This window comes from Ornithinicoccus sp. (assembly GCF_057176825.1).
This window is the reverse complement of record NZ_CM169976.1, coordinates 858643-880937: the sequence shown is the minus strand read 5'-3', so window position 1 is coordinate 880937 and position 22295 is coordinate 858643. Positions and strand designations below refer to the sequence as shown.

At 73.0% G+C, this 22295-nt stretch carries 20 protein-coding genes, 1 tRNA gene, 1 other RNA gene, 3 pseudogenes and 1 riboswitch; of the genes and pseudogenes, 16 read left to right on the top strand and 9 right to left on the bottom strand.

Annotation, left to right across the window (positions count from 1 at the left end; translation table 11 throughout):
- Window positions 1-66 precede the first annotated feature (66 nt).
- Window positions 67-1464: a hypothetical protein gene (locus tag AC1QRC_RS04650; RefSeq protein WP_484205636.1), complete on the top strand. Its 1398-nt coding sequence runs from the start codon at window positions 67-69 to the stop codon at window positions 1462-1464.
- A gap of 32 nt (window positions 1465-1496) precedes the next feature.
- Here the strand turns inward: AC1QRC_RS04650 and AC1QRC_RS04645 are convergent, their stop codons facing one another.
- The 8 genes and pseudogenes from AC1QRC_RS04645 to AC1QRC_RS04610 all read right to left on the bottom strand — a co-directional run bounded on the left by AC1QRC_RS04645 (window position 1497) and on the right by AC1QRC_RS04610 (window position 6581).
- Window positions 1497-3140: a vWA domain-containing protein gene (locus AC1QRC_RS04645; RefSeq protein ID WP_484205635.1), complete on the bottom strand. Its 1644-nt coding sequence runs from the start codon at window positions 3138-3140 to the stop codon at window positions 1497-1499.
- 64 nt (window positions 3141-3204) lie between these two features.
- An RNA gene (gene ffs / locus AC1QRC_RS04640) (signal recognition particle sRNA small type) lies at window positions 3205-3301 on the bottom strand.
- A 7-nt stretch (window positions 3302-3308) separates the two neighbouring features.
- Window positions 3309-4061, bottom strand: a complete 753-nt coding sequence (locus AC1QRC_RS04635; RefSeq protein ID WP_484205634.1) for a class F sortase — start codon at window positions 4059-4061, stop codon at window positions 3309-3311.
- Window positions 4062-4149: 88 nt separating this feature from the next.
- Window positions 4150-4329 carry a hypothetical protein gene (locus AC1QRC_RS04630; RefSeq protein ID WP_484205633.1) on the bottom strand — a complete coding sequence of 60 codons (180 nt, stop codon included), beginning with the start codon at window positions 4327-4329 and terminating at the stop codon, window positions 4150-4152.
- Complete coding sequence (locus tag AC1QRC_RS04625) at window positions 4317-5519, bottom strand: vWA domain-containing protein (protein WP_484205632.1); 1203 nt, start codon at window positions 5517-5519, stop codon at window positions 4317-4319. The genes AC1QRC_RS04630 and AC1QRC_RS04625 overlap by 13 nt, the downstream gene beginning before the upstream one ends.
- A gap of 162 nt (window positions 5520-5681) precedes the next feature.
- Window positions 5682-5834, bottom strand: coding sequence for a hypothetical protein (locus tag AC1QRC_RS04620; RefSeq protein WP_484205631.1), 153 nt, complete (start codon window positions 5832-5834; stop codon window positions 5682-5684).
- Between the two features lie 400 nt (window positions 5835-6234).
- Window positions 6235-6363 (bottom strand): annotated as a pseudogene (locus AC1QRC_RS04615) (hypothetical protein); the annotation flags it as partial.
- Complete coding sequence (locus AC1QRC_RS04610) at window positions 6360-6581, bottom strand: hypothetical protein (protein ID WP_484205630.1); 222 nt, start codon at window positions 6579-6581, stop codon at window positions 6360-6362. The pseudogene AC1QRC_RS04615 and the gene AC1QRC_RS04610, both read right to left, overlap by 4 nt.
- 187 nt (window positions 6582-6768) lie before the next feature.
- On the opposite strand from AC1QRC_RS04610, the gene AC1QRC_RS04605 reads away from it, so the two are divergent.
- Both AC1QRC_RS04605 and AC1QRC_RS04600 read left to right on the top strand, forming a co-directional pair.
- The gene (locus AC1QRC_RS04605; RefSeq protein WP_484205629.1) at window positions 6769-7314 is read left to right on the top strand and encodes a winged helix-turn-helix domain-containing protein; all 546 of its coding nucleotides are present in this window, start codon (window positions 6769-6771) and stop codon (window positions 7312-7314) included.
- A gap of 86 nt (window positions 7315-7400) precedes the next feature.
- Window positions 7401-7488 (top strand) — tRNA-Ser (locus tag AC1QRC_RS04600).
- Between the two features lie 77 nt (window positions 7489-7565).
- On the opposite strand, the gene AC1QRC_RS04595 is transcribed toward AC1QRC_RS04600, so the two are convergent.
- Entirely contained in the window at window positions 7566-9191 is a 1626-nt protein-coding gene (locus AC1QRC_RS04595; protein WP_484205628.1) for a helicase HerA-like domain-containing protein, read from the bottom strand.
- Window positions 9192-9225: 34 nt separating this feature from the next.
- Here AC1QRC_RS04595 and AC1QRC_RS04590 point away from each other — a divergent pair, with 34 nt between their 5' ends.
- The 13 genes and pseudogenes from AC1QRC_RS04590 (at window position 9226) to AC1QRC_RS04530 (ending at window position 22266) form a co-directional block, all read left to right on the top strand.
- Window positions 9226-9522 (top strand): type II toxin-antitoxin system VapB family antitoxin, encoded by a 297-nt coding sequence (locus tag AC1QRC_RS04590; RefSeq protein WP_484205627.1) that lies wholly within the window; start codon window positions 9226-9228, stop codon window positions 9520-9522.
- A gap of 98 nt (window positions 9523-9620) precedes the next feature.
- Window positions 9621-10169: a LytR C-terminal domain-containing protein gene (locus AC1QRC_RS04585; RefSeq protein WP_484205626.1), complete on the top strand. Its 549-nt coding sequence runs from the start codon at window positions 9621-9623 to the stop codon at window positions 10167-10169.
- Complete coding sequence (locus AC1QRC_RS04580) at window positions 10166-10660, top strand: SRPBCC family protein (protein WP_484205625.1); 495 nt, start codon at window positions 10166-10168, stop codon at window positions 10658-10660. Before AC1QRC_RS04585 ends, AC1QRC_RS04580 begins: the two co-directional genes overlap by 4 nt.
- 225 nt (window positions 10661-10885) lie before the next feature.
- Window positions 10886-12403, top strand: a complete 1518-nt coding sequence (locus AC1QRC_RS04575; protein ID WP_484205624.1) for a cell wall-binding repeat-containing protein — start codon at window positions 10886-10888, stop codon at window positions 12401-12403.
- The gene (locus AC1QRC_RS04570) at window positions 12400-15033 is read left to right on the top strand and encodes a hypothetical protein (RefSeq protein WP_484205623.1); all 2634 of its coding nucleotides are present in this window, start codon (window positions 12400-12402) and stop codon (window positions 15031-15033) included. The genes AC1QRC_RS04575 and AC1QRC_RS04570 overlap by 4 nt, the downstream gene beginning before the upstream one ends.
- On the top strand, window positions 15030-16166 hold the full coding sequence (locus AC1QRC_RS04565) for a hypothetical protein (protein WP_484205622.1): 1137 nt from the start codon (window positions 15030-15032) through the stop codon (window positions 16164-16166). Before AC1QRC_RS04570 ends, AC1QRC_RS04565 begins: the two co-directional genes overlap by 4 nt.
- Window positions 16167-16532: 366 nt before the next feature.
- Window positions 16533-17357 carry a CbiQ family ECF transporter T component gene (locus AC1QRC_RS04560; RefSeq protein WP_484205621.1) on the top strand — a complete coding sequence of 275 codons (825 nt, stop codon included), beginning with the start codon at window positions 16533-16535 and terminating at the stop codon, window positions 17355-17357.
- Window positions 17354-17803 (top strand): annotated as a pseudogene (locus AC1QRC_RS04555) (ABC transporter ATP-binding protein); the annotation flags it as partial. The gene AC1QRC_RS04560 and the pseudogene AC1QRC_RS04555, both read left to right, overlap by 4 nt.
- Window positions 17804-18338: 535 nt before the next feature.
- Window positions 18339-18761 (top strand): annotated as a pseudogene (locus AC1QRC_RS04550) (ATP-binding cassette domain-containing protein); the annotation flags it as partial.
- A 347-nt stretch (window positions 18762-19108) separates the two neighbouring features.
- Complete coding sequence (locus AC1QRC_RS04545; RefSeq protein WP_484205620.1) at window positions 19109-19585, top strand: hypothetical protein; 477 nt, start codon at window positions 19109-19111, stop codon at window positions 19583-19585.
- Window positions 19537-19872, top strand: a complete 336-nt coding sequence (locus AC1QRC_RS04540) for a hypothetical protein (protein WP_484205619.1) — start codon at window positions 19537-19539, stop codon at window positions 19870-19872. The genes AC1QRC_RS04545 and AC1QRC_RS04540 overlap by 49 nt, the downstream gene beginning before the upstream one ends.
- Before the next feature lie 8 nt (window positions 19873-19880).
- Window positions 19881-19990: riboswitch (cobalamin riboswitch) on the top strand.
- Window positions 19991-20086: 96 nt separating this feature from the next.
- The gene (locus AC1QRC_RS04535) at window positions 20087-21916 is read left to right on the top strand and encodes a cell wall-binding repeat-containing protein (protein ID WP_484205618.1); all 1830 of its coding nucleotides are present in this window, start codon (window positions 20087-20089) and stop codon (window positions 21914-21916) included.
- A 182-nt stretch (window positions 21917-22098) separates the two neighbouring features.
- Entirely contained in the window at window positions 22099-22266 is a 168-nt protein-coding gene (locus AC1QRC_RS04530; protein WP_484205617.1) for a hypothetical protein, read from the top strand.
- The last annotated feature ends 29 nt before the right edge of the window (window positions 22267-22295 follow it).

Sequence of the window (22295 nt, the reverse complement as noted above, 5' to 3'; positions counted from 1 at the left end):
CCGCTCTGTCGGTGCCCGGCGATAGCGTCGGGAACGTCCCGATCGGGACACATCGACAAGGGGGTCATGATGACGACAGAGGCAACACCGACCGAGCAGCACTCACCGCCGTGGCAGGTGGTCGGGGTGTTCGACCCGCACGGCCAGGGGGCCGACTTCGGCTACACGGTGGGGCTGGCCGCACTGGGCCACCCCGAGCTGCACCTGTGGGGCCGACCCACCTCGGGCGAGGACCCGGGCGCGGACTGGAAGTTCAGCCTGCAGGACACCGCCGCGATCCTGAACCGGCTCGGCCAGCGACTGCTCGCCGGCGACCTCGCCGTGGGGACCACCTGGCAGCAGACCTACGACGCGGGGATGGCGACCGTCACCTTCCGGATCGACCCCGCCGAGCCGGCGGAGGCGCTGGAGGCGCACCAGGCCGGTGAGGTCCCGGTGCTCCCGGTGCGGTGGTCCCTCGAGCGGCCGCCCGTGCGCCCCGCGGGTCCGATGACGGCCTCCCAGGAACAGGAGGCCACCGACCAACTCCGGGACCTCGTGGCGACCCTGGACGACTCCGTGCCGGCCCCCGCCGGGTGGGAGCTCCCGGCCGCCCCGGACTGGTCGCACGAGCAACGTTTCGGTCCGAGGACTCCCCTCGTGCTCGCACGGGCGGCCCAGCTCTGGTCCGCCGACGTCGACACCTGGCTCGGGATCTCCTTCCCCGTGCTGCACGTCCGCGCGGTCTCCTCGCTGACCCATCCCGCCGCGATCGCGGCCGCGGCCTCCCGGGCCGTGGGCCGCGCCCAGCAGGTCTCCGACCTCGCGGAGGCTGCCCACGCCCTCGCGATGGGCTTCGGTGTGGCCTGGGGACGTGAGCCGTTCCGGGTGCTGGCGGCCGGCCTGGGGGCTGCGTCCAACCCCGACGGGCAGGACTCCCTGCGCCGCATCGTCGCGGAGGCGATGACCTCGTTCCTGACCGTCGAAGCGGTCCGTGACGTCTGCCCGGTGGAGGCACAGCTGGCCGGTCTCGGCCCCGTGCTGAGCGGCATCGTGGGCCCCGGGCTGGCACCCGAGCCGCTCTGGCACTGCTCGGCGCAGTCCCGGGCCGCGCTGGTGCGGGTGCTACACACCGCCGGCCCCTCCGGCGTGGTGGCCGCGGCCGGCGACTGGGCGGACCGTTCCGGCGAGTCGGCGCACTCCCTGCTGGAGGCCCTGGCCGCCACGTCGGCGAGCATCGCCCCCGACCTGGACACCCTGGTCGATCCGGACTACCTCGACCAGGTGGTGTCGCTGGTGGTGGGCCGCGGCCAGGTCGACGGCTTCGACGTGCAGAGCTGGATGACCGCGCTCACCACGGTCCTCGCCCACCATGAATCCCTCCCCGAGGAGACCGTCACCAGCTTCCTGGGCTCGGGTGCGCCGTTCGTCCCGGGGCTGCGGCAGGTGCTGGATGGGCAAGGATCGTCCCCGGGAGGTTCCTGACCATCCCGGGGACGACGTCCGACGGCCCGTGCTCAGTCCTCCCAGCCGTGCCCGTCCTCCTCCGTGACCAGCGGGAGCGCCTGCGCCCGCTGGATCACCTGCAGGATCTCCTGCGCGCCCGCGACGTCACGCTCGGCCAACTGCTGCGCCTGCTCCTCGAGGTCCTCCAGCGTCAGCCCCCGGTCGGTGACGACCGAGTTGCCCTTGAGCAGCTCGGCGGTCTCGGCGACGACACCGGCCAGCAGCAACGAGTCGCTGGCCTGCGCGGCACCGTCCTCCGGCCACAGGATCTGTGCGTCCAGCTGCTCGTTCACCCCGCTGTCCGGGGCCCGCCAGCGCAGGCTCACGGTGCCCAGTGCGGTGCCGGGATCGACCTCGGTCACCGGCACCACCTCATACAGCGCGCTCACCTGGTGCCCGGCGCCCAGCTCACCGGCGTCCACCGTGTCGTCCAGGAAGTCCTCGGTCTCCAGGGCACGGTTCTGGTAGCCGAGCAGCCGGTAGCGCGCCACCTGGTCCGCGTCGAAGACGACCTGCGCCTTGCTGTCGGCCGCGACCACGGTCAACGTCGGGGTCAGCTCCTCCACGAAGAGGCGCTCGGCCTCCTCGAAGGTGTCGATGTAGCTGTAGAACCCGTCACCCCGGTTGGCCAGCTGCTCCATCAGCGTGTCGTTGTAGTTGCCCATCCCGTAGCCCACGGTGACCAGGTGGATCCCCTCGTCGCTGGCCCGGGTGATCTCCTCGGTCAGGCCCTCCGGGTCGGTGAGCCCGACGTTGGCGACGCCGTCGGAGGCCAGCACGACGACGTTGAGCCCGTCCTCACGCAGGCCTTCCCGTGCCTGCTCGTATCCCATCCGCAGGCCGGCCTCCATGTTGGTGCTGCCGCCCGGGCGCAGCCGCTCGATCGCCTCCAGGATCGTGTCGGCCTCCGACACCGGGGTCGGCTGCAGCACCGGCTCGGCGGAGTCGCCGTAGATGACGATGGAGATCGTGTCGTCCTCCCGCAGGTTCTCCACCAGCAGACCCAGGGAGGCCTTGACCAGGCCGAGCCGGTCCTGCATGTCCATCGAGCCGGAGGTGTCGATGACGAAGGTGATGTTGGCCGGCGGACGTTCCTCGTCGCTGAGCTCCCGGGTGCTGACCCCAACCCGCACCAGGGCGGTCCCGTCGTCGGCGCGCGGTGCCGCGCCGCTCTCGACGGTGAGGCCGAGGGGTCCGTCGGTGGGGGCCGCGTCGCCGTAGCCGAAGGCGTTGACCCACTCCTCGACCCGGATGGAGTCCGGATCCGGCCGTGCTCCCCGCTCGAGGTAGGCCTGCGCCACGGAGTAGGAGCCGGTGTCGACGTCCAGTCCGAAGGTGGATTCCCTGGCCTCCGCGACCTCCACCCACGGCGCGTCCCCGACGTCGTCGAACGTGTTGTCGTCGAACGGGCCGGGCTCGGGTCCCGGCGGCACGGGGTAGGGCTCCGACACTTCCTGCGCCGCGTCGGCGGCACCCGCCCCGGAGGGGGCGACGGCACCTTCCCCGCTGTCGGCGTCGTAGTCCTCGTACAAGTCCCGCGGGCTGTCCGCGTCAACCGATCCGGTGTCCCTGTCCACCGGTCGCTCGGAGTCCCCTGAGCAGGCCGTGGCTCCGAGCCCCACTGCCAGCAACGCTGCCATGATTCGCTTGTTCATGAAGGTGCGACGGTGACCGTATGCCGTGTGGTTCCGACCGTGGGGTCACGGTCCGGTCACGAACGTGAAGGACCCCCCGCGTACCTGGAAGAGCTCACCTGCCCTTGCTGCATTCCTGCCCTGGGGGAGTTCAGTGAGGTACCACCACGCGGGGGGTCTGCCCTCAGTCTAAGGGACCGCGGCCGATACGCCGACATCGACCGGGACGGCCGTCACCACGATGTTGTCCTCGTGCGTCCACCGCCCGTCGGGCAGCTGGATGATCGGGCCGCCGCAGGTCACGATGACCAAACGTCGTTGCCCGTCCGCCTCGAAGAGGCTGTCCGGCAGGGCCTGCTTGTTGTAGAGCCGCACCGAGGTCACGGCCCAGGTCGTGCGCTGGCCGTCTGCGTCCCAGGTGTCCACGGTGGCCCCCGGGCGGACCGAGCCCAGGTAGTACAACGCCCCGTGGTCGCCCTGCCAGGTGACGTGTCCCGCGAGGAGGGTGACGCCCTCCCCCGCCGTCAGCGGTCGGGTGGTGTCCAACCGCCCCACCCGGGACAGGTCCTCGGGCAGGGACATCGTGTTCTGTGGGGTGACGCCCTGGTCCACGATCCCCGCGTCGACCCTGATCATCGGGATCTGCAGCCGGTTGGCCCACTGTCCACCCGACCCGGCGACGACCCCGCGGTCCGGCACCGGGACGGGATCGGTCCGCACGAACGGACCGAGGTCCTCGTCGGGGAACTCGATGGGCTCATCCACGGCCGACTCTGGCGTCAGGGCGAGCTCCCTGGCCTCCTCGTCACTGATCTCGAACTCGGCCTCGGGGGTCGGCGTCGCCTCGGGAGGCTGCTCGGCCAGGCCCTGCCGGATCAGCAGGCCGCCGGCGCCGAGCAGCGCGAGCACCAGCACCGCGACGACGACCGTTCGGATGTTCACTGTGTCTCCCTGCCTCTGTCACGGGGGTGGGGGTGAGCCGCGGTCTGTTCCGCGGGTCACCCCCACCGTCCGTGATCGGAGCCCGGCCTCAGCTCCCGCTGAGGCTCCCGTTGCTGCGGCGGCGCAGCCCGTAGGCCCCGGCCAGCAGCAGCGCCAGGGTCACCAGCGCGACACCGGCCGCGATCAGCCCGCCGTTGGGGCCACCGGTCTCCGGCGCACCCGTCGGGATCTCCGGCTTCACCGGGTCCACCGGCTTCACCGGGTCCACCGGGTCGACCGGGTCCACCGGGTCGACCGGGTCCACCGGGTCGACCGGGTCCACCGGGTCGACCGGGTCCACCGGGTCGACGGGCGGCTCCTCCGCACAGACCTCGACGCTGGCGGAGTCGTCCTGCCCGGTCTCCACGATGGTCGCCGTGTTGTCGACCGTCGCGCAGCCTGACTCCGGTGCGTCCACGGTGATCGTGTAGTCGAACACCGTCGGCCGAGGTCACCGTCGTTCACCGGTGTCACCGGCTGGCCCGTCGCGGTGTTGGTGCAGGTGGCGTTGCGGCCGTTCTGCTGCTCCAGGAGGTATCCGGTCTGCTGCGTCTCGGTGACGGCCACGTCCCGGGACACGATCGTGTCGGTGTAGCCCTCGACCTCGAAGTTGAGGGCGCCGTTCTGGTCGGTCTGCCCCTGCTCCGGGGTCACCTCGTCCGTCGGCGTCGAGAAGGTCCAGTTGGCGCCGGCGCTCAGCTGGCCGTCGAGACCGCGGACCTGCTTGACGACGGTCAGGCTGCCCAGGCAGGGCTCGAGCGCGATCTCGCGGAGCAGCGCACCGACCTCGTCGAAGCCGGCCGTGTGGTAGTCGGAGGAGACCATGCTCAGCCGCTTCTGGCCGGCCGTCGTGCTGACCGAGCCGCCGATGCCGACCACGATGAGGTGGGTGTCGGCCTTGACCCGGTTGGCGGAGTGGACCGCCTCCTCGACGTGGAAGAGGCTGGAGTTCGCGCCACCGGTGTTCTGATTCCGTGCCACGGTGGGGTCACCGTCGGTGAGGAAGATGACCGCGTCGTAGGTCTCCAACGGGATCTGCGACAGGCCGCGGTCCCAGTTGGTGTAGTAGCGGTTGCCGGTGGGGGCGGTGTACCCGTCGATCTTGTTGCGCAGCGCCTGGGCGCCGCCGCCGCCGGCGACCGAGGTCAACGGCATGGTGCTGTTGGCCGTGCCGTTCGCCGGGGCGTCGGTGGCGAAGGTGTAGAGCGCGATCTGTGAGGGAGTGCCCTCCAGTGCGCTGACGAAGCCCTTGCCCGCGGCCTTGTATTGCGGGAAGTAGGTGGCGTTGCCGCTGACCGAGTAGGACAGGTCGAAGACCAGCGCGATGTCCAGGCCGCACTTCTCCACGATGGGCGGGTTGTCCCGCACGTCCGGGAAGGTGCGGTTGGAGTTGTCGTTGTTTCCCGTGGGGAGGGTCACGGTGCGGCTCGTGACCGTACCGTCTCGGGTGATGGCGCCGGTGTTGTAGCGCACGTGGTCGGAGCCGGAGCCCCAGGTCGGGGCGGTCCAGCCGGCCGGTGCGGAGGTCTCGGCGACGTAGAAGTAGTTGTTGCCGGTCGACAGTTCGACGATGACGCCGCACTAGCCGTTGTCGCCGGCCTCCGTCGTGCACGAGCCGACAAGGGTCCCCCCGTTCAGGGTGTTCGCACCGCCCACGCTGTAGAACTGGAACGTGGCCCCGGTCAGTCCGGTCACGGTGGTGCTGTCGCCGACCCGGTCCCCACCCTTGCGCACGATCAGCTTGGCCTGGTTGGTGCCCGGGTTTCCCGGCGGGGATGGCCTGCACGGCGAAGCCTGCGTCCGCGGACTCCGACTCCTGCTCACCGTCGACCTCGGACTCCTCGTCCCCTGCCGCCTCCTCCTCGGTGGCCGCCTGCTCGTCCTCACGAGCACCCTCGCTGGCCGCCTCGCCCTCGACGGCCTCGTCCACGACCTCCGTCGCGGGCTCCTCCTGCCGCCCCTCTCGGTCCTGCTCACCCTCGTCCTGGACCGCCTCGTCCTGCTCCGCCTCGTCGGCGGGCGGGGCGTTGGCCAGGGGCAGCGCCACGAAGGTGGTCTCCAGCATGGCGTCGGCCTGGGTGCCCGTGACCACGACCGTCTGCGGGGCCTCGGGAACCTGGTATCCCTCGGGTGCCTCGGCCAGGGTCGCGACATAGGACCCGACGGCGAGGTCGTGCACCAGCACGGTGCCGTCGGCCGGGTCGCCGTCCTCGTCGCTGCCGTCGGTGACGGCGCGGGAGGCACCGGTGGCCGCGTCGGTCAGCTCGAAGGTGGCGCCTGCGACGGCGGCACCGGCGCGTCGACGCTGAGCAGCGTGGCGCTGCCGAGCACCTCCTCGGCGGGCGCCTCCTCGTCGGCGACCGCGCCGGCGGTGCCGAACAGGGACAGCAGCAGGGCCATGGTCGCCAGGACGGCGACAGAGGTGCGGGACCGGTGGACCCGGTCGCGGGCAGGGCCGCGACCAGCAGGCAGAGCAGACACAGCGAATCCTTCGTTGGATGGGCATATCCGGGGCGTGAGCCCGGCTCCCCCGCTTGCGTACTACTTGTCACTCGTAGATGAGGCCCATGACTCGATGCTTACCATTCCCATAAGTACTTGCGAGTTGTTTGCGTTTCGATTTACGTTTCATAACGATCGGGCCAATCCCCTCGGAACGGAGCGCAGGATGCCCCTGATTGCCCTCCTGGCCGACGACGGGATGGTCGGACAAACGGTCCGCCACACCCTCCATGACAGCGGCATCGAGGTCGCGGAGGTCACGACCCCGCGGGACCTGCTCGCCTACTCGGGGCGCACCCAACCGACACTCGCCGTGGCGACGCTGCGCCTGCTCCGGCCCGGGCGGGGCACTCCCCGGGCATCCCGGGGCCGGCGACCCGCCGACTCACAGTACGACTCCATCGTGGTCGACCTGGACGACCGCGCAGCCTGGGTGGCCGGGAGCCCCCTGGCACTGACCCGCACCGAGTTCGACCTGCTGGCGGCGCTGATGTCCAAGCCGCTGCACATCCAGACCCGCGGCGAGCTGGCCCAGCAGATCGGCCTGCGCACCCACTCCGCCGACATCGCGCCCCACCTGAGCAGGCTGCGCCGCAAGATCGCCGACGCCGGCGGTCCCCGCATCGGGCAACCAGTCCACGGCGTGGGCCTACGGCTGACCGGGACCTCCCGGCTCCCCTCCACCGTCGCCCGCTCGCTCCGGACCTCCTAGCGACACCACCGTTGACCGGGGTGTGCCCAGGTCGCTGGAGGCCGCCGGTTCACGTTCCGGGCCGCGAGTCAGGTAACCTCTCCGGCGGAGGATTCGCATAGCGGCCTAGTGCGCACGATTGGAAATCGTGTTGGGATAAAACCCTCGGGGGTTCAAATCCCCCATCCTCCGCCAGCGGATGTCGCAGGACATCGCCGAGCCCCCGGACCTAGCCGGTCCGGGGGCTCGTGTGCTTCCCGGGCTCCCGCCCGTCAGCGGCGGCGCTTGGCCGTCCCAAAGATGCTCCGGGTCACCTCGCGGCCGATGACGGTCCCCGCCGAGCGCAACATGGAGCGGAACGCCGAGGACTCCACCACCCGCTCCAGCACCGACTCCTGCTGCGGCTCCGGCTTGCGCGGTGGGGCGGCGGGGCCTGCACCCTCGCCGTCCCACGACCCGTCCTTGCCGGCCTGCTCCAGCTCCCGCTCCAGGTCGGCGTCGGCCGACACCTCCGGGGCCCCGGCTCCCGCGGCACCGGCCTCCAGCCGGGCCGTCAGCATCTCGTAGGCCGATTCGCGGTCCAGCGCCTCGGCATACTTGGGCGCCAGCGACGAGCCGGCGACCACCTGCTGGACCAACGCCTCGTCCGAGGGCCCGATCTGGCCCTGCGGCGCCCGCAGCAGCGTCCGTGCCACCGGCGTCGGGGCCCCCTTCTCGGAGAGCACGGTGATCACTGCCTCGCCGGTGCCCAGCTGGGTCAGCACCTCCTCAAGGTCGTACTCGCTGTTCGGGAAGGTGCGCACGGTGGCCCGCAGTGCCTTGGCGTCGTCGGGCGTGAAGGCCCGCAGGGCGTGCTGCACCCGGTTGCCCAGCTGACCGAGGATGCCGTCCGGCACGTCCTTCGGGGTCTGCGTCACGAAGAACACCCCGACGCCCTTGGACCTGATGAGGCGCACGGCCTGCTCGACCGAGGCCAGGAACGCCTTGGACGCGTCGTTAAACAGCAGGTGCGCCTCGTCGAAGAAGAAGACCAGCTTCGGCTTCTCCGGGTCGCCGACCTCCGGTAGGTCCTGGAACAGCTCGGCCAGCAGCCACATCAGGAAGGTGGAGAAGACGACCGGCTTGTCCCGCACCCCCGGCAGCTCCAGGCAGGTGATCACCCCGGTGCCGTCGTCGCGGACCCGGATGAGGTCGTCGGTGTCGAACTCCGGCTCCCCGAAGAAGTCCTCGGCCCCCTGGTCGGCGAAGGCGATCAGCTGGCGCAGGATGACGCCGGCGGTGGAGGACGACAGCCCGCCCAGGTCCTTCAGGTCCGCCTTGCCCTCGTCGGAGAGCAGGTGCTTGATCACGGCCTGCAGGTCCTTGAGGTCGAGCAGTGCCAGCCCGTTCTTGTCGGCGTAGTGGAACACCAGGCCGAGGCTGGACTCCTGGGTCGCGTTGAGACCGAGCACCTTGGCCAGCAGCAGCGGCCCGAACCCGCTGACCGTGGCCCGGACCGGCACGCCGGTCCCGTGACCGCCGAGGCTGAGGAACTCCACGGGGTATGCCGTGCCCTCCCAGTCCTGCCCCATCGACTCCATCCGGGAGGAGATCTTCTCGTTCCCACTGCCGGCGGTCGCCAGGCCGGACAGGTCGCCCTTGATGTCGGCCAGGAACACCGGCACCCCCTGGGCCGACAGCTGCTCGGCGATCACCTGCAGGGTCACTGTCTTCCCGGTCCCGGTGGCGCCGGCCACCAGGCCGTGCCGGTTCATCGACCCGAGCGGGAGCCGGACCGTGGCCTCCGGGACCGCTGTCCCGGTGTCGTCCAGCGCCGCGCCGAGGGTGATGGACGGACCGTCGAAGGCGTATCCGGCCGTGATGGCCTCGATCTGGGGGCTCGTCGCGTCGTCGCTCACAGGCCAGACTCTAGTGACTCCCTACACTGGCCGGATGATCTTCAAGGCCGTGGGGGACGATCGCCCCTACCCCCCGCACGGTCTGGAGGACCCTCGGGACTGGTCCCATCTGCCGCCCCGGATGATCCGACTGGACGAGCTGACCACCACCAAGTCCACCCTCGACCTCCAGTTGTTGCTGTCCCCGGACTCCACCTTCTACGGCGACATCTTCTGCCACATCGTGCAGTACCGCGGCGAGCTGTACCTGGAGGACGGCCTGCACCGGGCACTCCGGGCGGCCCTGGCACAACGGCCGTTCGTGCACGGGCGTGTCCTGGTGATTGACTGAACCGCCCTGGGTACCGTGCCGTAGCAGGACGTGTCGGTGCCCGCCGGGAGCAACGCCCCGGCAGCAGCCACACGGGCGCCAAAGGAAGGAGAGGCCGGATGGGGTACGTACGGACCGCCGGGATGTCCACCGCGGCCCGCCGACGCCGACGCCGGACCGCCCTGGTGCTCACCGGCCTGCTCATCCTGCTGCTCGCCGTGTTCGCCTACGCCGCCGCCTACTACCAGGGGTGGTTGTCCTCCGACGACGGGTCGGACGAGGACCGCGACCAGGTGACCGCGACGGCCCCCGCCACGGCCCTGCCGCCGGAGGAGATCAAGGTCAACGTCTACAACGCCACGCAGCGGTCCGGTTTGGCCAGTCAGACGGCGGACGCGCTGACGGCGCGCGGCTACGACGTCCAGGGCTACGCCAACGACCCCGAGCAGTCGACCGTCGAGGGAGCCGCGCACATCCGGTTCGGTCCGGCCGGGGCGGAGGCGGCCGAGGCGCTCCACGAGCTGGTCCCCGACGCCGAGCTGCTCGAGGACGAGCGGGAGAGCGACACCATCGACCTGGTGCTCGGGCCCGACTTCGCCGAGCTGCCCGAGGTCGAGGGCGAGGAGGGCGAGGAGTCCGATCCGGCCTCCACGGAGGAGGACCGATGACCGATCCGGAGCCCACCGGGGGCGTCGGTCACGAGATGACGGTGAGCCGCCGGATCGAGGCCGCGCCGGACCGGGTCTGGCAGGTGCTCACCGACCTCGCGCACGCCCCCGACGTGCTCAGCAACGTGGTGTCGCTGGACGTGCTGACCGACGGTCCGTATGCCGTGGGGACCCGGTGGCGGGAGACCCGCACCGTGATGGGTCGCAAGGCGACCGAGGAGATGTGGGTCGTCGACAGCGACCCGCACCGGCGCACCGAGGTGGCCGCCTCCTCCGGCGGCACCGACTACCGCACGGTCTTCACCCTGACACCCGTCGACGGGGCCACCGAGCTGACCATGGAGTTCGGCGCGCACGGTCCGGAGCCGACGGGTGTGCACAAGCTGCTCTGGAAGGCCTTCGGCACCCTGGGGCTGAAGGCCACTCGCAAGGCCCTGGAGACCGACCTCGCCGACATCGCGGCCGCCGCCGAGCGGTCCGGCACTTCCTGAGCGCTCGGCTAGACTGACCGGACCACGCCACCCACGGGGGAAGCCGGTCGAAGTCCGGCGCTGACCCGCAACGGTAGGTCGGCGGCCTCAGGCCGTCGACGAGCCCGAATGCCCGGGAGTGGCCAGCTCCACCACACCCGTCGAGGCACGCGGGAGGAGACCGGCGGGCAGCGACCCCCGGCGACCGGGACCTCGGCCGACACAGGGGAACGAGGTCTACCCGCCATGAAGTCCGTCCGCCGCGCCACGATCGCCGCACTCGGCCTGCTCGCCGCCACCGTCGTCCCGACGGCCCCGGGCAGCACCGCCGCCCCCGACGAGGCCGCTCCGCAGGCACCGCCGCAGCAACTGTCCGACCTGGGGTACGCCGGCTACTGCCTGGACGACCACGGGGTCACCGTCATCGTCGACTTCCAGGAGCTGGGTCCGTGGAAGACGCACGACGGGCAGGACCTGATCCGGTGCGCGCCGGGACCCTCCGCCGGGACGGACTTCTCCGGCACCGGCCTGGAGGCGCTGGCCGCCGCCGGGATCGATCTGACCGGCACCGAGCGTTGGGGCACCGCCTTCGCCTGCCGCCTCGACGGCCGCCCCGCCGCCGACGAGCCGATCGCCCGGAACGGCGACCCGACCTACCGCGAGGACTGCGGTGACACCCCGCCCGCCAACGCCTACTGGTCCTACTGGCACGCCCCCAACGGGGCGGACTGGACCTACAGCGCCCTGGGCCTGGAGAACCGCGACGCCATCCCCGGGGGCTTCGAGGGGTGGTCCTTCTCCCTGAACCGCACCCCCACGACGAACCCGCCGCCCAGCCTGGACGCCACGCGCCCGCCCGCCTACCGGCTGGCCGGCAGCAACCGCTACGCGACGGCCGCGGAGGTCGCCGGCAAGTACCAGAAGGGGGTGGCCGTCGCCTACGTCGCGACCGGGCAGGGCTTCCCGGACGCGCTCGCCGGGTCGGCGCTGGCCGGGCGGGGCGACGTGCCGGTCCTGCTGACCGAGCCGGACCGGGTGCCGGCTGCCACCGCGGCTGCCCTGGAGCAGCTCGCACCGCAGCGCATCGTGGTGCTGGGCGGCGAGGGTGTCGTCGCCGACCCCGTCCTGACCGAGCTCAAGGGCTACACGTCCGGGACGGTGACCCGCCTGCGGGGGCTGAACCGCTACGGCACGGCCGAGCAGGTCTCCCGCCAGTTCCCGGTGGCGTCCGTGGACCGGGTCTACATCGCCACCGGCGACAACTTCCCCGACGCCCTGTCCGCAGCAGCGCGAGCCGGCGCGCAGGGCGTCCCCGTGCTGCTCACCCGACAGGACCGAGTGCCGAGCGAGACCGTCGAGGCCCTGGAGCGCCTGGACCTGCAGGAGATCGTGGTCATCGGCGGCGAGACGGTCATCGGCACGCCGGTGCTCACCACGCTGAGCGGGTATGCCGACTCGGTCACCCGGGTGGAGGGGGCCAACCGCTACGCGACGGCCGCCGAGGTCTCCCGGACCGGGTTCGGCCCCGGTGTCGACGTCGCGTACGTCGCCACGGGCGACAACTTCCCGGATGCCCTCGCCGGCTCCGCCCTCGCGGGCCGGACGGAGGGACCGGTGCTGCTCACCCGCAAGGACACCCTGCCCGCCCCCACCATGACCGAGCTCTCGCGTCTCCGGCCCCAGGCCATCATCGTCCTCGGCGGTGAGGGGACGGTCAGCAAGACGGTGCTGGACCAGTTGGCGCAGTATGCGGTGGCGCCGTGACCCTGAGCGGGAGCCGGCGCAGGTATGCCGTGGGGCTGGGCTTGGCCCTCCTCCTCACCGGTGGTGTCGCGTCGGCGCCGACCGGCACCGGCGTGCTGGATCGGGCCGCGGCAGATGCGACCCCGCACAGCACCGATGAGGAACGGTCGGCCCAGACCGCCGGCTGGCTGATCGGGGAGGTCGACCCCGGCACGGGGGCAGTCCCGGGCCCCGGCGGCACCGCCGACTGGGGCCTGAGCGCCGACGTGCTGTTCGCGCTGCACGCGACCGGGCACGGCCAGGACGCCGCAGCGGAGCTCACCGCACAGCTGGCGGCGCACGTGGCCGACTATGCCGGGCCAGCCTGGTATCCCGACCCGCAGACCCGGATCGCCGGGCCGACCGCCAAGACGCTCCTGGCCGCCGTGGTGGGGGGCGCCGACGTGCACTCCTTCGGCGGCCGGGATCTGCACGGGGAGACGCTGGAGCTGATCGTGGACGACCCGGGCGACCCGGAGCACGGCCGGATCAAGGACCGGATCATCTCCTCCCCCAACCGGGACGACAGCAACGTCTTCGCCCAGTCCCTGGCGGTGCTGGGGCTGGCCCGGTCCGGCGGCCTCCCGGGCTCGGCGGTGGAGTTCCTGGACAAGCACCAGTGCTCCGAGGGCTACTTCCGGATGTACAGCAACGACGCGGAGAGCAACCCCGACCTGACCTGCGACGGCGGCAAGGCCGCGGGGATGTCCGCACCCGACGTGGACGGCACGGCCATGGGAGTGCAGGCGATGATGGCCGCCCGCGACTCCGGGGTGGCAGGCCTGCAGGACGACATCGACGCCGGGCTGGACTGGCTGGTCAGCGCCCAGCGGGCGGACGGCTCGTTCGGCGGTGGCGTCTCGACCAGCGGCTCCAACACCAACTCCACCGGACTCGCCGCGCAGACACTGGCCGCGGGGGGCCGCACGCAGGCCGCGGAGCGGGCCCGGGACTACGTCGCCTCCCTGCACCTGGATCCGGACAGTGCCGCCGGGACGGCCCTGGACGGTGAGATCGGGGCGATCGCCTACGACCAGGCCGCCTGGGACATCGCGGCCGACTCCGGGATCGGGACGGCCCGGGACCAGTGGCGCCGGGCGACGCCGCAGGCGGTGCTTGCCCTCTCCCCCGTCCCGTTCGGGCAGATCGGGAACGACCCCCTGCTGCCCAACCCGCCGACTCCGACCCCGACTCCGACCCCTACGCCGAGCCCCTCGCCGACGCCCACCCCAACCCCCACCCCGACGCCGCCCGCGGCGACCAGCCCGGGGACGGGCTCACCGGCGCCGACGGGTCCGGGTGCCACGACCCCACCGGACGACCGGGACGGTGACGCCCCGGGCTCCGGGAGCGCCTCGCCCGAGCAGTCTGCGACCGACCGGGCCCCGGTCCCGCGCGGGTCCACCGGCGTGCCGGCGCCGGCGGATGCCCTGGACGGCGGCGACACGGCCTCCTCGACGGCCCACCCCTCCAGCGGACTGAGGGTCAGCCCGCCCGGCAGCGCGGCGGTCGAGGCCGCCGTGGGCTACCTGGGTGCACAACTCGTCGACGGCACCCACCTGCGCACCGAGGTCGACGGGACCACCTACGTCGACCACGGGGCGACGGCCCGGGCCTGGCTGGCCCTCCAGGCTGCCGGCGTCCCGGTCGAGGACCTCTCCGGGGTCACCCAGTTCCTGCTCGAGCCGGACGAGGTCGCCGCCTACGCCCACGGGCAGCCCTACGACGACGCGCAGGCCCGCTACGTCGCACCGATGGCCGAACTGGTGCTCCTCGGTGAGCTCTCCGGACAGCCCGCCGACGATCTGGTCGAGGAGCTGGTGGACCAGCAGGACGACACCGGCTGGTTCGCGGACACCACCGACCTCGGGGACCAGTCCGACACCCGCAGCCAGGCCCTGGCGGTCCTCGCCCTGACCGCTGCCGGGGAGCAGGAGGCGGCCGTCTCGGGGGCTGAGTCGCTGGCCGCCCTGCAGTGCGAGGACGGGCTGTTCCCGGCCGAGCCCGGACCCGGGTCGTGCGCCGAGGGGTCCGGATCCGCCACGGGCCTGGTGGTCCAGGCACTCAACGCTTCCGCCGCGCCCGACGAGGACGTCCTCTCGGCCGCGGCGGAGGGGCTGGAGCAGTCCCGCGCCGAGGAGGGCGACTTCGCCGCCGACGACCTGCCCGTGGTCGCGGCCACCGGGTGGGGTGCATCCGGACTCACCGCCGTCGGGATAGACAGCGGGGCCAGCACGGCCTGGCTGGAGGCCCAACAGGACGAGGACGGCGCCCTGCCCAGCGCACCGGGAGGGGACCCGGACCGGGACGCCACTGTCGCGGCGCTGCCCGCGCTGGCCGGGTCCTCCTACCTCACCGCGCCAGGCGGGGTGCTCACCCAGGCACTGACCCTGGCACCGGCGGGCACCGCCGACGACACCTCGGCCACGACCGCACCGACCACAGCCGCCGCCCCCGCCGCCGGTGGGCCCGCGACAGCCGGCCCGTCCGGCTGGCTGCTGGCCGTGGGTGGGCTGCTCGTCGCCGCTGCCGCCTTCGCGCTGGGGCGCTTCAGCACCACCGCGCGGAGCGGCCGGACCGGCCCGGGCACCACGGACGAGGTGACCCCGTGACGGCCGCCTTCTTCGCCACCGGGCGCCGCTTCGCAGCGTCCGGCCTGGCTGCGGTGTTGCTGCTCGCCCTGACGTCCGTCGGGGTGCCCACGAGCATCCTGCCCGGTGTCGGGCCCTCACCCGCCCTGGCCATCGACCCGTCGCGCGGCACCCCCGGCCCCTGTCCGGACGACACCGGCGTGACCGTCGTGGTCGACTTCCAGCAGGTCGGCTCCCGGGAGGTCATCGTCCGGTGCTCCCCCTCCGCGGAGGGGACCGGGCTGGACGCGCTGCGGGGCGCAGGGTTCCAGGTGGAGGGGGTGCGCCGCTGGGGCGACTCCTTCATCTGCCGGATCGAGGCCACCCCGGCCGCCGGGGAGACGCTGCCGGTGCGCGGCGACGAGAACTACACCGAGGCCTGCATCGACACCCCTCCTGCCACGGCCTACTGGTCCTACTGGCACGCCGCGAACGGCGGGAGCTGGGAGTACTCCCAGTGGGGGGTGAAGAACCGTAGCCCGATCCCGGGCGGGTTCGAGGGGTGGTCGTTCTCGCTCAACGCGACGGCGGACTCCAACCCGGCGCCCCGCTTCAGCCCGGTGCGGGAGGACGACGGGACCGGCCCCGGCCAGCCGGCGCCGACCACCGGACCAGGCACCGGGTCTCCCGCTCCCACCGGCGGGGGCCCCGGGGACGGTGCGGGGGGCGGCGGCTCAGGAAGCGGTGCGGGCGGTGATGAGGACAGCTCCGGGTCCGGCGACAGTGGTGCTGGTGCCGGGTCAGACGGTGACTCCGGCAGGAGCGACGCCGGCTCCGGCGACAGGAGCGCCGGGGCCGCGACGGGCGACAGCGGGGATGAGGCTGCCGCGCCCGCCCCGCTACCCCGTCAGGCACGGGACGGGGACGAGGACACAGCGGATGACGCGGACGGGGAGAGGGCGGGCGCGCCCACACCCGACGCCGCCGCCGACGCCACCGGGGAGGTCCCCTGGAGCGGTGGGGAGCATCTGGCCGCCGACCGGGAGGCCGACGCGGGCGGCACGGATGGCTGGCTCGGCATACCGTCCGGGGTGTGGTGGACCGTCCTGGCCGCCCTGGTCCTGCTCACCCTCGCCGCGACGGCCGCGCGGCGCCGCTCGGGGCGCACCGCCTAGTGTCAACCACCGTGGTCGACCGCTGGCACGTCTACTGGCTGCCCCGGGCCCTCCACCCGTTCGCGTGGTGGGTGTGGGCCCTGGGCCTGGCGACCGCGGCGAGCCGCACCACCAACCCGCTGCTGCTCGGCCTGATCATCGCCGTCGCCAGCACCGTCGTCATCGCCCGGCGCGGCGATGCCCCGTGGGCGCTGGCGTTCCGGCTCTACTGCCTGGTCGCCGCGTTCGTCGTGGTGATGCGGGTGCTCTTCCGGATCATCTTCGGGGGCGGCGAGGGCCTCACCGTCCTGTTCACCCTGCCGGAGATCCCGCTGCCGGCCTGGGCCGCCGGGATCCGGCTGCTCGGACCCGGTCACTGCCGAGTCGGTGCTGGGCGGCTTCTACGACGGCCTGCGGCTCGCCACCATGATCGTGTGCATCGGCGCCGCCAACGCCCTGGCCAACCCCAAGCGGCTGCTCAAGTCGGTGCCCAGCGCGCTCTACGAGGTCGGCACGGCCGTCGTCGTCGCCCTGTCCGTCTTCCCCCAACTGGCCGAGTCCGTGCTGCGGGTCCGGCGCGCCCGCAAGCTGCGTGGCGGGGCCGGCAAGGGCATGCACGCCCTCAAGGGCATCATCATCCCGGTCCTGGAGGACGCGCTGGACCGGTCGCTGCTGCTGGCCGCCGCCATGGACTCCCGCGGCTACGGCCGCTCCGCGCACGTCCCCGCCCCGGCCCGGCTGCTCTCGGGTGGCTGCACCATCGTGGGACTCATCGGGGTCTGCGTCGGGGTCTACGGCGTGCTCGACGGGACCGCGCCGCGCTACCTGGGCATGCCGATGCTGGCACTCGGCGTGGCCCTGGCCGCCGTGGGCTTCGTGATCACCGGCCGACGGGTGCAACGCTCCCGCTACCGCCCCGACCGATGGGGCCTGGCCGAGTTCGTGGCCGGGGGCAGCGGGCTCGCCACGGGTGTCGCGGTCTACCTCTCGCTCCAGGTCGACCCCGGCAACATCAACCCCAGCCTCAGCCCGCTGCAATGGCCGCAGGTGTCCGGGGCCCTGGTGCTGGCCGCGCTGGTGGGAGCGGTCCCCGCCTTTGCCACCCCGCCGGCACCGCTCACCCTGGACGAGCTGCGCGAGGCCACCGATCGGCATACCGGATCCGACTCCGCCCCGCGCCCAGCCGACGACCACGAGGAGGCTCCCGCATGATCCGGTTCGAGGACGTCACGATCAGCTACGACGGGGCGGACGGCCCGGTGCTGGAGGGCGTCGACCTGCGGATCCCCGAGGGCGAGCTGGCCCTGGTCGTCGGGCGCACCGGCGCCGGCAAGTCCACCCTGCTGCGCGCCGTCAACGGCCTGGTGCCGCACTTCACCGGCGGGCACCTGTCCGGCCGGGTCACCGTCGACGGCGTGGACACCCGGGACCACCCGCCGCGCGAGTTCGCCCACCTGGTGGGCATGGTCGGGCAGGACCCGCTGGCCGGCTTCGTCACCGACACCGTCGAGGAGGAGCTCGCCTACGGCATGGAGCAGCTCGCGATCGCACCGGACGTGATGCGCAAGCGCGTCGAGGAGACCCTCGACCTGCTCGGGATCGCCGAGCTGCGGCGGCGCCCGCTGCGCACCCTCTCCGGGGGTCAGCAGCAGCGGGTGGCCATCGGCTCGGTGCTCACCATGAATCCCCGCGTGCTGGTGCTGGACGAGCCGACCTCGGCGCTGGACCCCACGGCCGCGGAGGAGGCTCTGTCGGCGATCACCCGCCTGGTGCACGACCTGGGGGTCACCGTGCTGATGGCCGAGCACCGGATGGAACGGGTGGTGCAGTATGCCGATCGTCTCCTGGTCGTGACCCCGCCGGAGGGCCGGCGTGGGGGCGGGGTGAGCGACGGTCCCCCGCGAGGACCAGTTGCGCACCGCACCGGTCGCTCCCCCGGTGGTCCAGCTCGGGCGACTGGCCGGGTGGGACCCGTTGCCGCTGTCGGTGCGGGACGCCCGCCGCCGTGCCCCGGCGCTGCGCGAGCAGTTGGCGGCCGTGCCCGAGGAGAGGCTGCCGCAGCCCTCCCGACACGCCCCCGACGCGGAGGCACCGCCGGCGCTGACCGCCCACCAGGTGGTCGTCCGGTACGGCGACGTCGTCGCCGTCCGGGGGGTCGACCTGGCCGTGCGCCCCGGGGAGGTGACCGCCCTGATGGGCCGCAACGGGTCGGGCAAGTCCTCCCTGCTCTGGGCGGTCCAGGGGTCGGGACGCCGGCACTCGGGGACGGTGTCGGTGCAGGGCCAGGACACCGCCAAGCTGTCCGCCAGGGACGCCCGGCAGCTGGTCGGGCTGGTCCCGCAGAGCGCGGCGGACCTGCTCTACCTGGAGACGGTCGACGCGGAGTGCCGGGCCGCCGACGAGGAGTCCGGCTCCGCCCCGGGCACCTGCCGGCAGTTGCTCGACCGGATCGCGCCGGACATCGACGGCGCCCGCCACCCGCGCGACCTGTCCGAGGGCCAACGGCTCTCGCTGGTGCTGGCGGTGCAGCTCACCGCGTCCCCGGGCGTGATGCTGCTCGACGAGCCGACCCGCGGCCTGGACTACGGGGCGAAGGCGCAGCTGGCCGAGATCCTCGCCGCGCTGGTGGCCGAGGGCACCGCGGTCGTGGTGGCCACCCACGACGTCGAGTTCGTGGCCACCGTCGCCGACCGCGTCGTGGTGCTGGCCGAGGGTGAGGTGGTCGCCGACGGGCCCGCCGCCGACGTCATCGCCGCCTCCCCGATCTTCGCGCCGCAGGTGGCCAAGGTGCTGGGCCACCCCTGGCTCACCGTCGGCGACGTCGACGCGGCGCTGGGCGTCGCAGGGGGACTGGGTCGTGACACCGCGGGCGGACGCCGCGCGTCGGCCGAGCGCCCCGGGCCGTCCGGCTCGGTCCCCGCTCGGCGGTCGTCCTGGCCCTGGCCTCGGTCGCCGGGCTGGCGATGTTCCTGTGGCCGCTGTTCACCACCGTCGAGCCGTCCCCGATGCAGCACGGGACGGACGCCCCGTTCATCTTCATGGCGGTGCTCCCGGTCCTGGTCCTGGTGGTCCTCGCCCAGATCGGCGAGGGCGGGATGGACTCCAAGGCGCTGGCCATGCTGGGGGTGCTGTCGGCGGTCAACGCCGCGCTGCGCCCCCTCGGGGCCGGCACGGCCGGCATCGAGATGGTGTTCTTCGTCCTCGTGCTCGCCGGACGGGTCTTCGGCCCCGGCTTCGGGTTCGTGCTGGGGTGCACCTCGCTGTTCGCCTCGGCGCTGCTCACCGCGGGGGTCGGGCCGTGGCTGCCGTTCCAGATGCTCTGTGCTCGCCTGGATCGGGCTGGGCGCCGGGCTGCTGCCGCAGCGGGTGCCGGGGCAAGGCGGAGATCGCGATGCTCGTGGGCTACGGGGTCGTCGTCGCCTACGGCTTCGGGATGCTGATGAACATGTGGTTCTGGCCGTTCATCGCCGGGGCCAGCCTGGACTACTACGACGGGTCCATCTCCTACGTGCCCGGCGCCCCCGTCCTGGAGAACCTGCACCGGTTCCTGGTCTTCACCCTGCTCACCTCCACCGCCGGGTGGGACACCGGTCGGGCGATCACCAACGCCGTGGCGATCGTGCTGCTCGGCCCGGCCCTCCTGGCGACCTTCCGACGCGCCGCGCGGCGTGCCTCGTTCGGCGCCCGCCCCACGTTCCAGCCGGACGGCGCACCGGGCGACCGGTAGCGCTAGAGTGCGGCTACCGAAGGACAGGTAGGGGAAGCCGGTGCGAATCCGGCGCTGACCCGCAACCGTGACACGCCCCGCGTGGAGCCGGAATGCCTGCCGGCCCTTGGGCTCGTGTTGAACCGCCGTGGTCTGCGGGACGAGCCGGACGCGGGGCTTCCCCCTTCCCCGCCGAGGGTGAGTGTCGCGAGCCACCCTCCGAAAGGTCCCCCCGATGTCCCGCACCCCCCGCCTGCTCGGGCTCGCCACCGCGGCCTGCCTGCTCCTGGCACCCCTGCCCGTCGCGCATGCCTCCCCGGCGCCCGGCGCCGACGAGGAGGCGGCCGTCGCCGCCGCCGACTACGTCGTCTCCCAGATCACCGACGACAACCTGGGCGACCCCGGCGCCACCGCCGACGGCATCCTCGCCCTGCTGGCCGTCGACGGCTACGACGCCGAGGTCGAGGCGCTCACCGACTGGCTGGAGACCCAGGCCGAGGACTATGCCGGCGCCGGCGGCCCGGCAGCCGGCAAGGTCGCCCTCGTCGCCGCCGCCACCGGGCGGGACGCCACCGACTTCGGCGGCGTCGACCTGGTCGCGGCGGTGGAGGACTCCATCGCCGACGACGGCACCTGCGGCAGCTGGGGCTATGCCTTCGGCCAGGCCCTGTGCATCCTCGGCCTGGACCGCGCGGGCGCGGAAGTGCCCGCCGCGGCGGTGACCCACATGTTCACCTACCAGGACGCCGAGACCGGAGCCCTGGGCTACTTCGCCGGTGACACCTTCGTGCCGGACAACGACGCCAGCGGGCTGGGGCTGAGCGCCCTGGCCGCCGTGGTCGAGCAGGACGGGGTGACCGAGTCCGCGGTGCAGGTCCGCAACTACCTGCGCGAGGCCCGGACCGACGAGGGCTATTGGGAGAACTTCTCCCCGGTGAACACGACGGGCCTGGTCGCCCCGGCGCTGGGGTCTGTCGGCGACGACATCGAGCTGTCGGTCACCTGGATGGCCGGCCAGCAGCTGCCCGACGGCGGCCTTCCCAACGTCCTGGACGGGGACAGCTCGGACCTGCGGGCCACGGTCCAGGGGATGCTCGTCTTCACCGGCGAGAGCTACCTGTCGGTCGGCGAGGGCGGGGAGGACCAGGTCGAGCTCATCCTCGGGCCGGACTCCGTGGACCGGATCTACGGCCTCAACCGGTACGCGACCGCGGCCGAGTTGTCGGCCGGGACCGCGCCGGGCGCGCCGGTCGTCTACGTGGCGACCGGGGAGGAGTATGCCGATGCGCTCGCCGGGTCCGCCCTGGCCGGGAGCCAGGACGTGCCGGTGCTGCTGGTGCGCCCCGACCGGATCCCGGTGGCCACCGCCGAGGAGCTGACCCGATTGGAGCCGGGCTCGATCGCCGTGCTGGGCGGCAAGTCCGCCGTCTCCGACGACGTGGTCACCGCCCTCGGCGAGTTCACCGCCGGTGACGTCGAGCGGCTGGAGGGCAGCAACCGGTACGGCACCGCCGCCGCCGTCGCCGCCGAGTTCGGCGAGGTCACCGAGGTCTTCGTCGCGACCGGGGAGGAGTACGCCGACGCCCTGACGGGAGCGTCCTACGCCGGCTTCGTGGACGCCCCGGTGCTCCTGGTCCGGCCCGACGGACTGCCCGCGGCGACCGCGACCGCCCTGGACTCCCTCGCGCCGGAGCGGATCACCGTGCTCGGTGGCCCCGGGGCGATCGAGGACGACGTGGTCACCGCGCTGGGAGAGTTCGGCGAGGTCGAGCGCGTCTTCGGCGACGACCGCTACGGCACGGCCGCCGTGATCGCGCAGCGCTACCCCGACGCGGAGTCGGTGCTGCTGGCCACCGGCCAGAACTTCCCGGACGCCCTCGCCGGAGCGGCCCGCGCCGCGTCGCTGGGTGAGCCGATGCTGCTGGTCCGTCCCGAGACCGTCCCGCCCGTCACCGCGACCGAGCTGGTCCGGCTCGCCGCACCGCAGCTGGTCGTGCTGGGCGGCCCCGGCGTGGTCGCCGACACCGTGCTCACTGACCTGGAGGCCCTCAACTACGCGCAGTGAGGAGGCTGCCGCCCCGGGTCTCTCCGGCCCGGGGCGGCGCACCCGGCCGGGTGTGAGGTGCGTGACATTCCGGAAGGTTCGCCGCGGTCGGGGCGTTGACATGAGTGCGTCGAGCACCGGAGCCGGTGACCGGCGCATTTGTGTGTCCAGCCCGCCCGCACCACCGCACCGAGGAAGAACCCATGGGACCCCGTCTCACCCTGCCCCGTCTCCGCCCCACGACCTCTGGAGCGAGCACCCGCCCGACCTGGCGGGAGCGCCGCCAGGAGCAGCAGCTCCGCGAGGAGCTCCGGACGCGGCCGCAGAACGTGCGTGACGAGCTGCTGGAGATGCTCTCCCGCCAGGCCTGAGCGCACCTGGCGCGGCGCTGGAGGGCCCA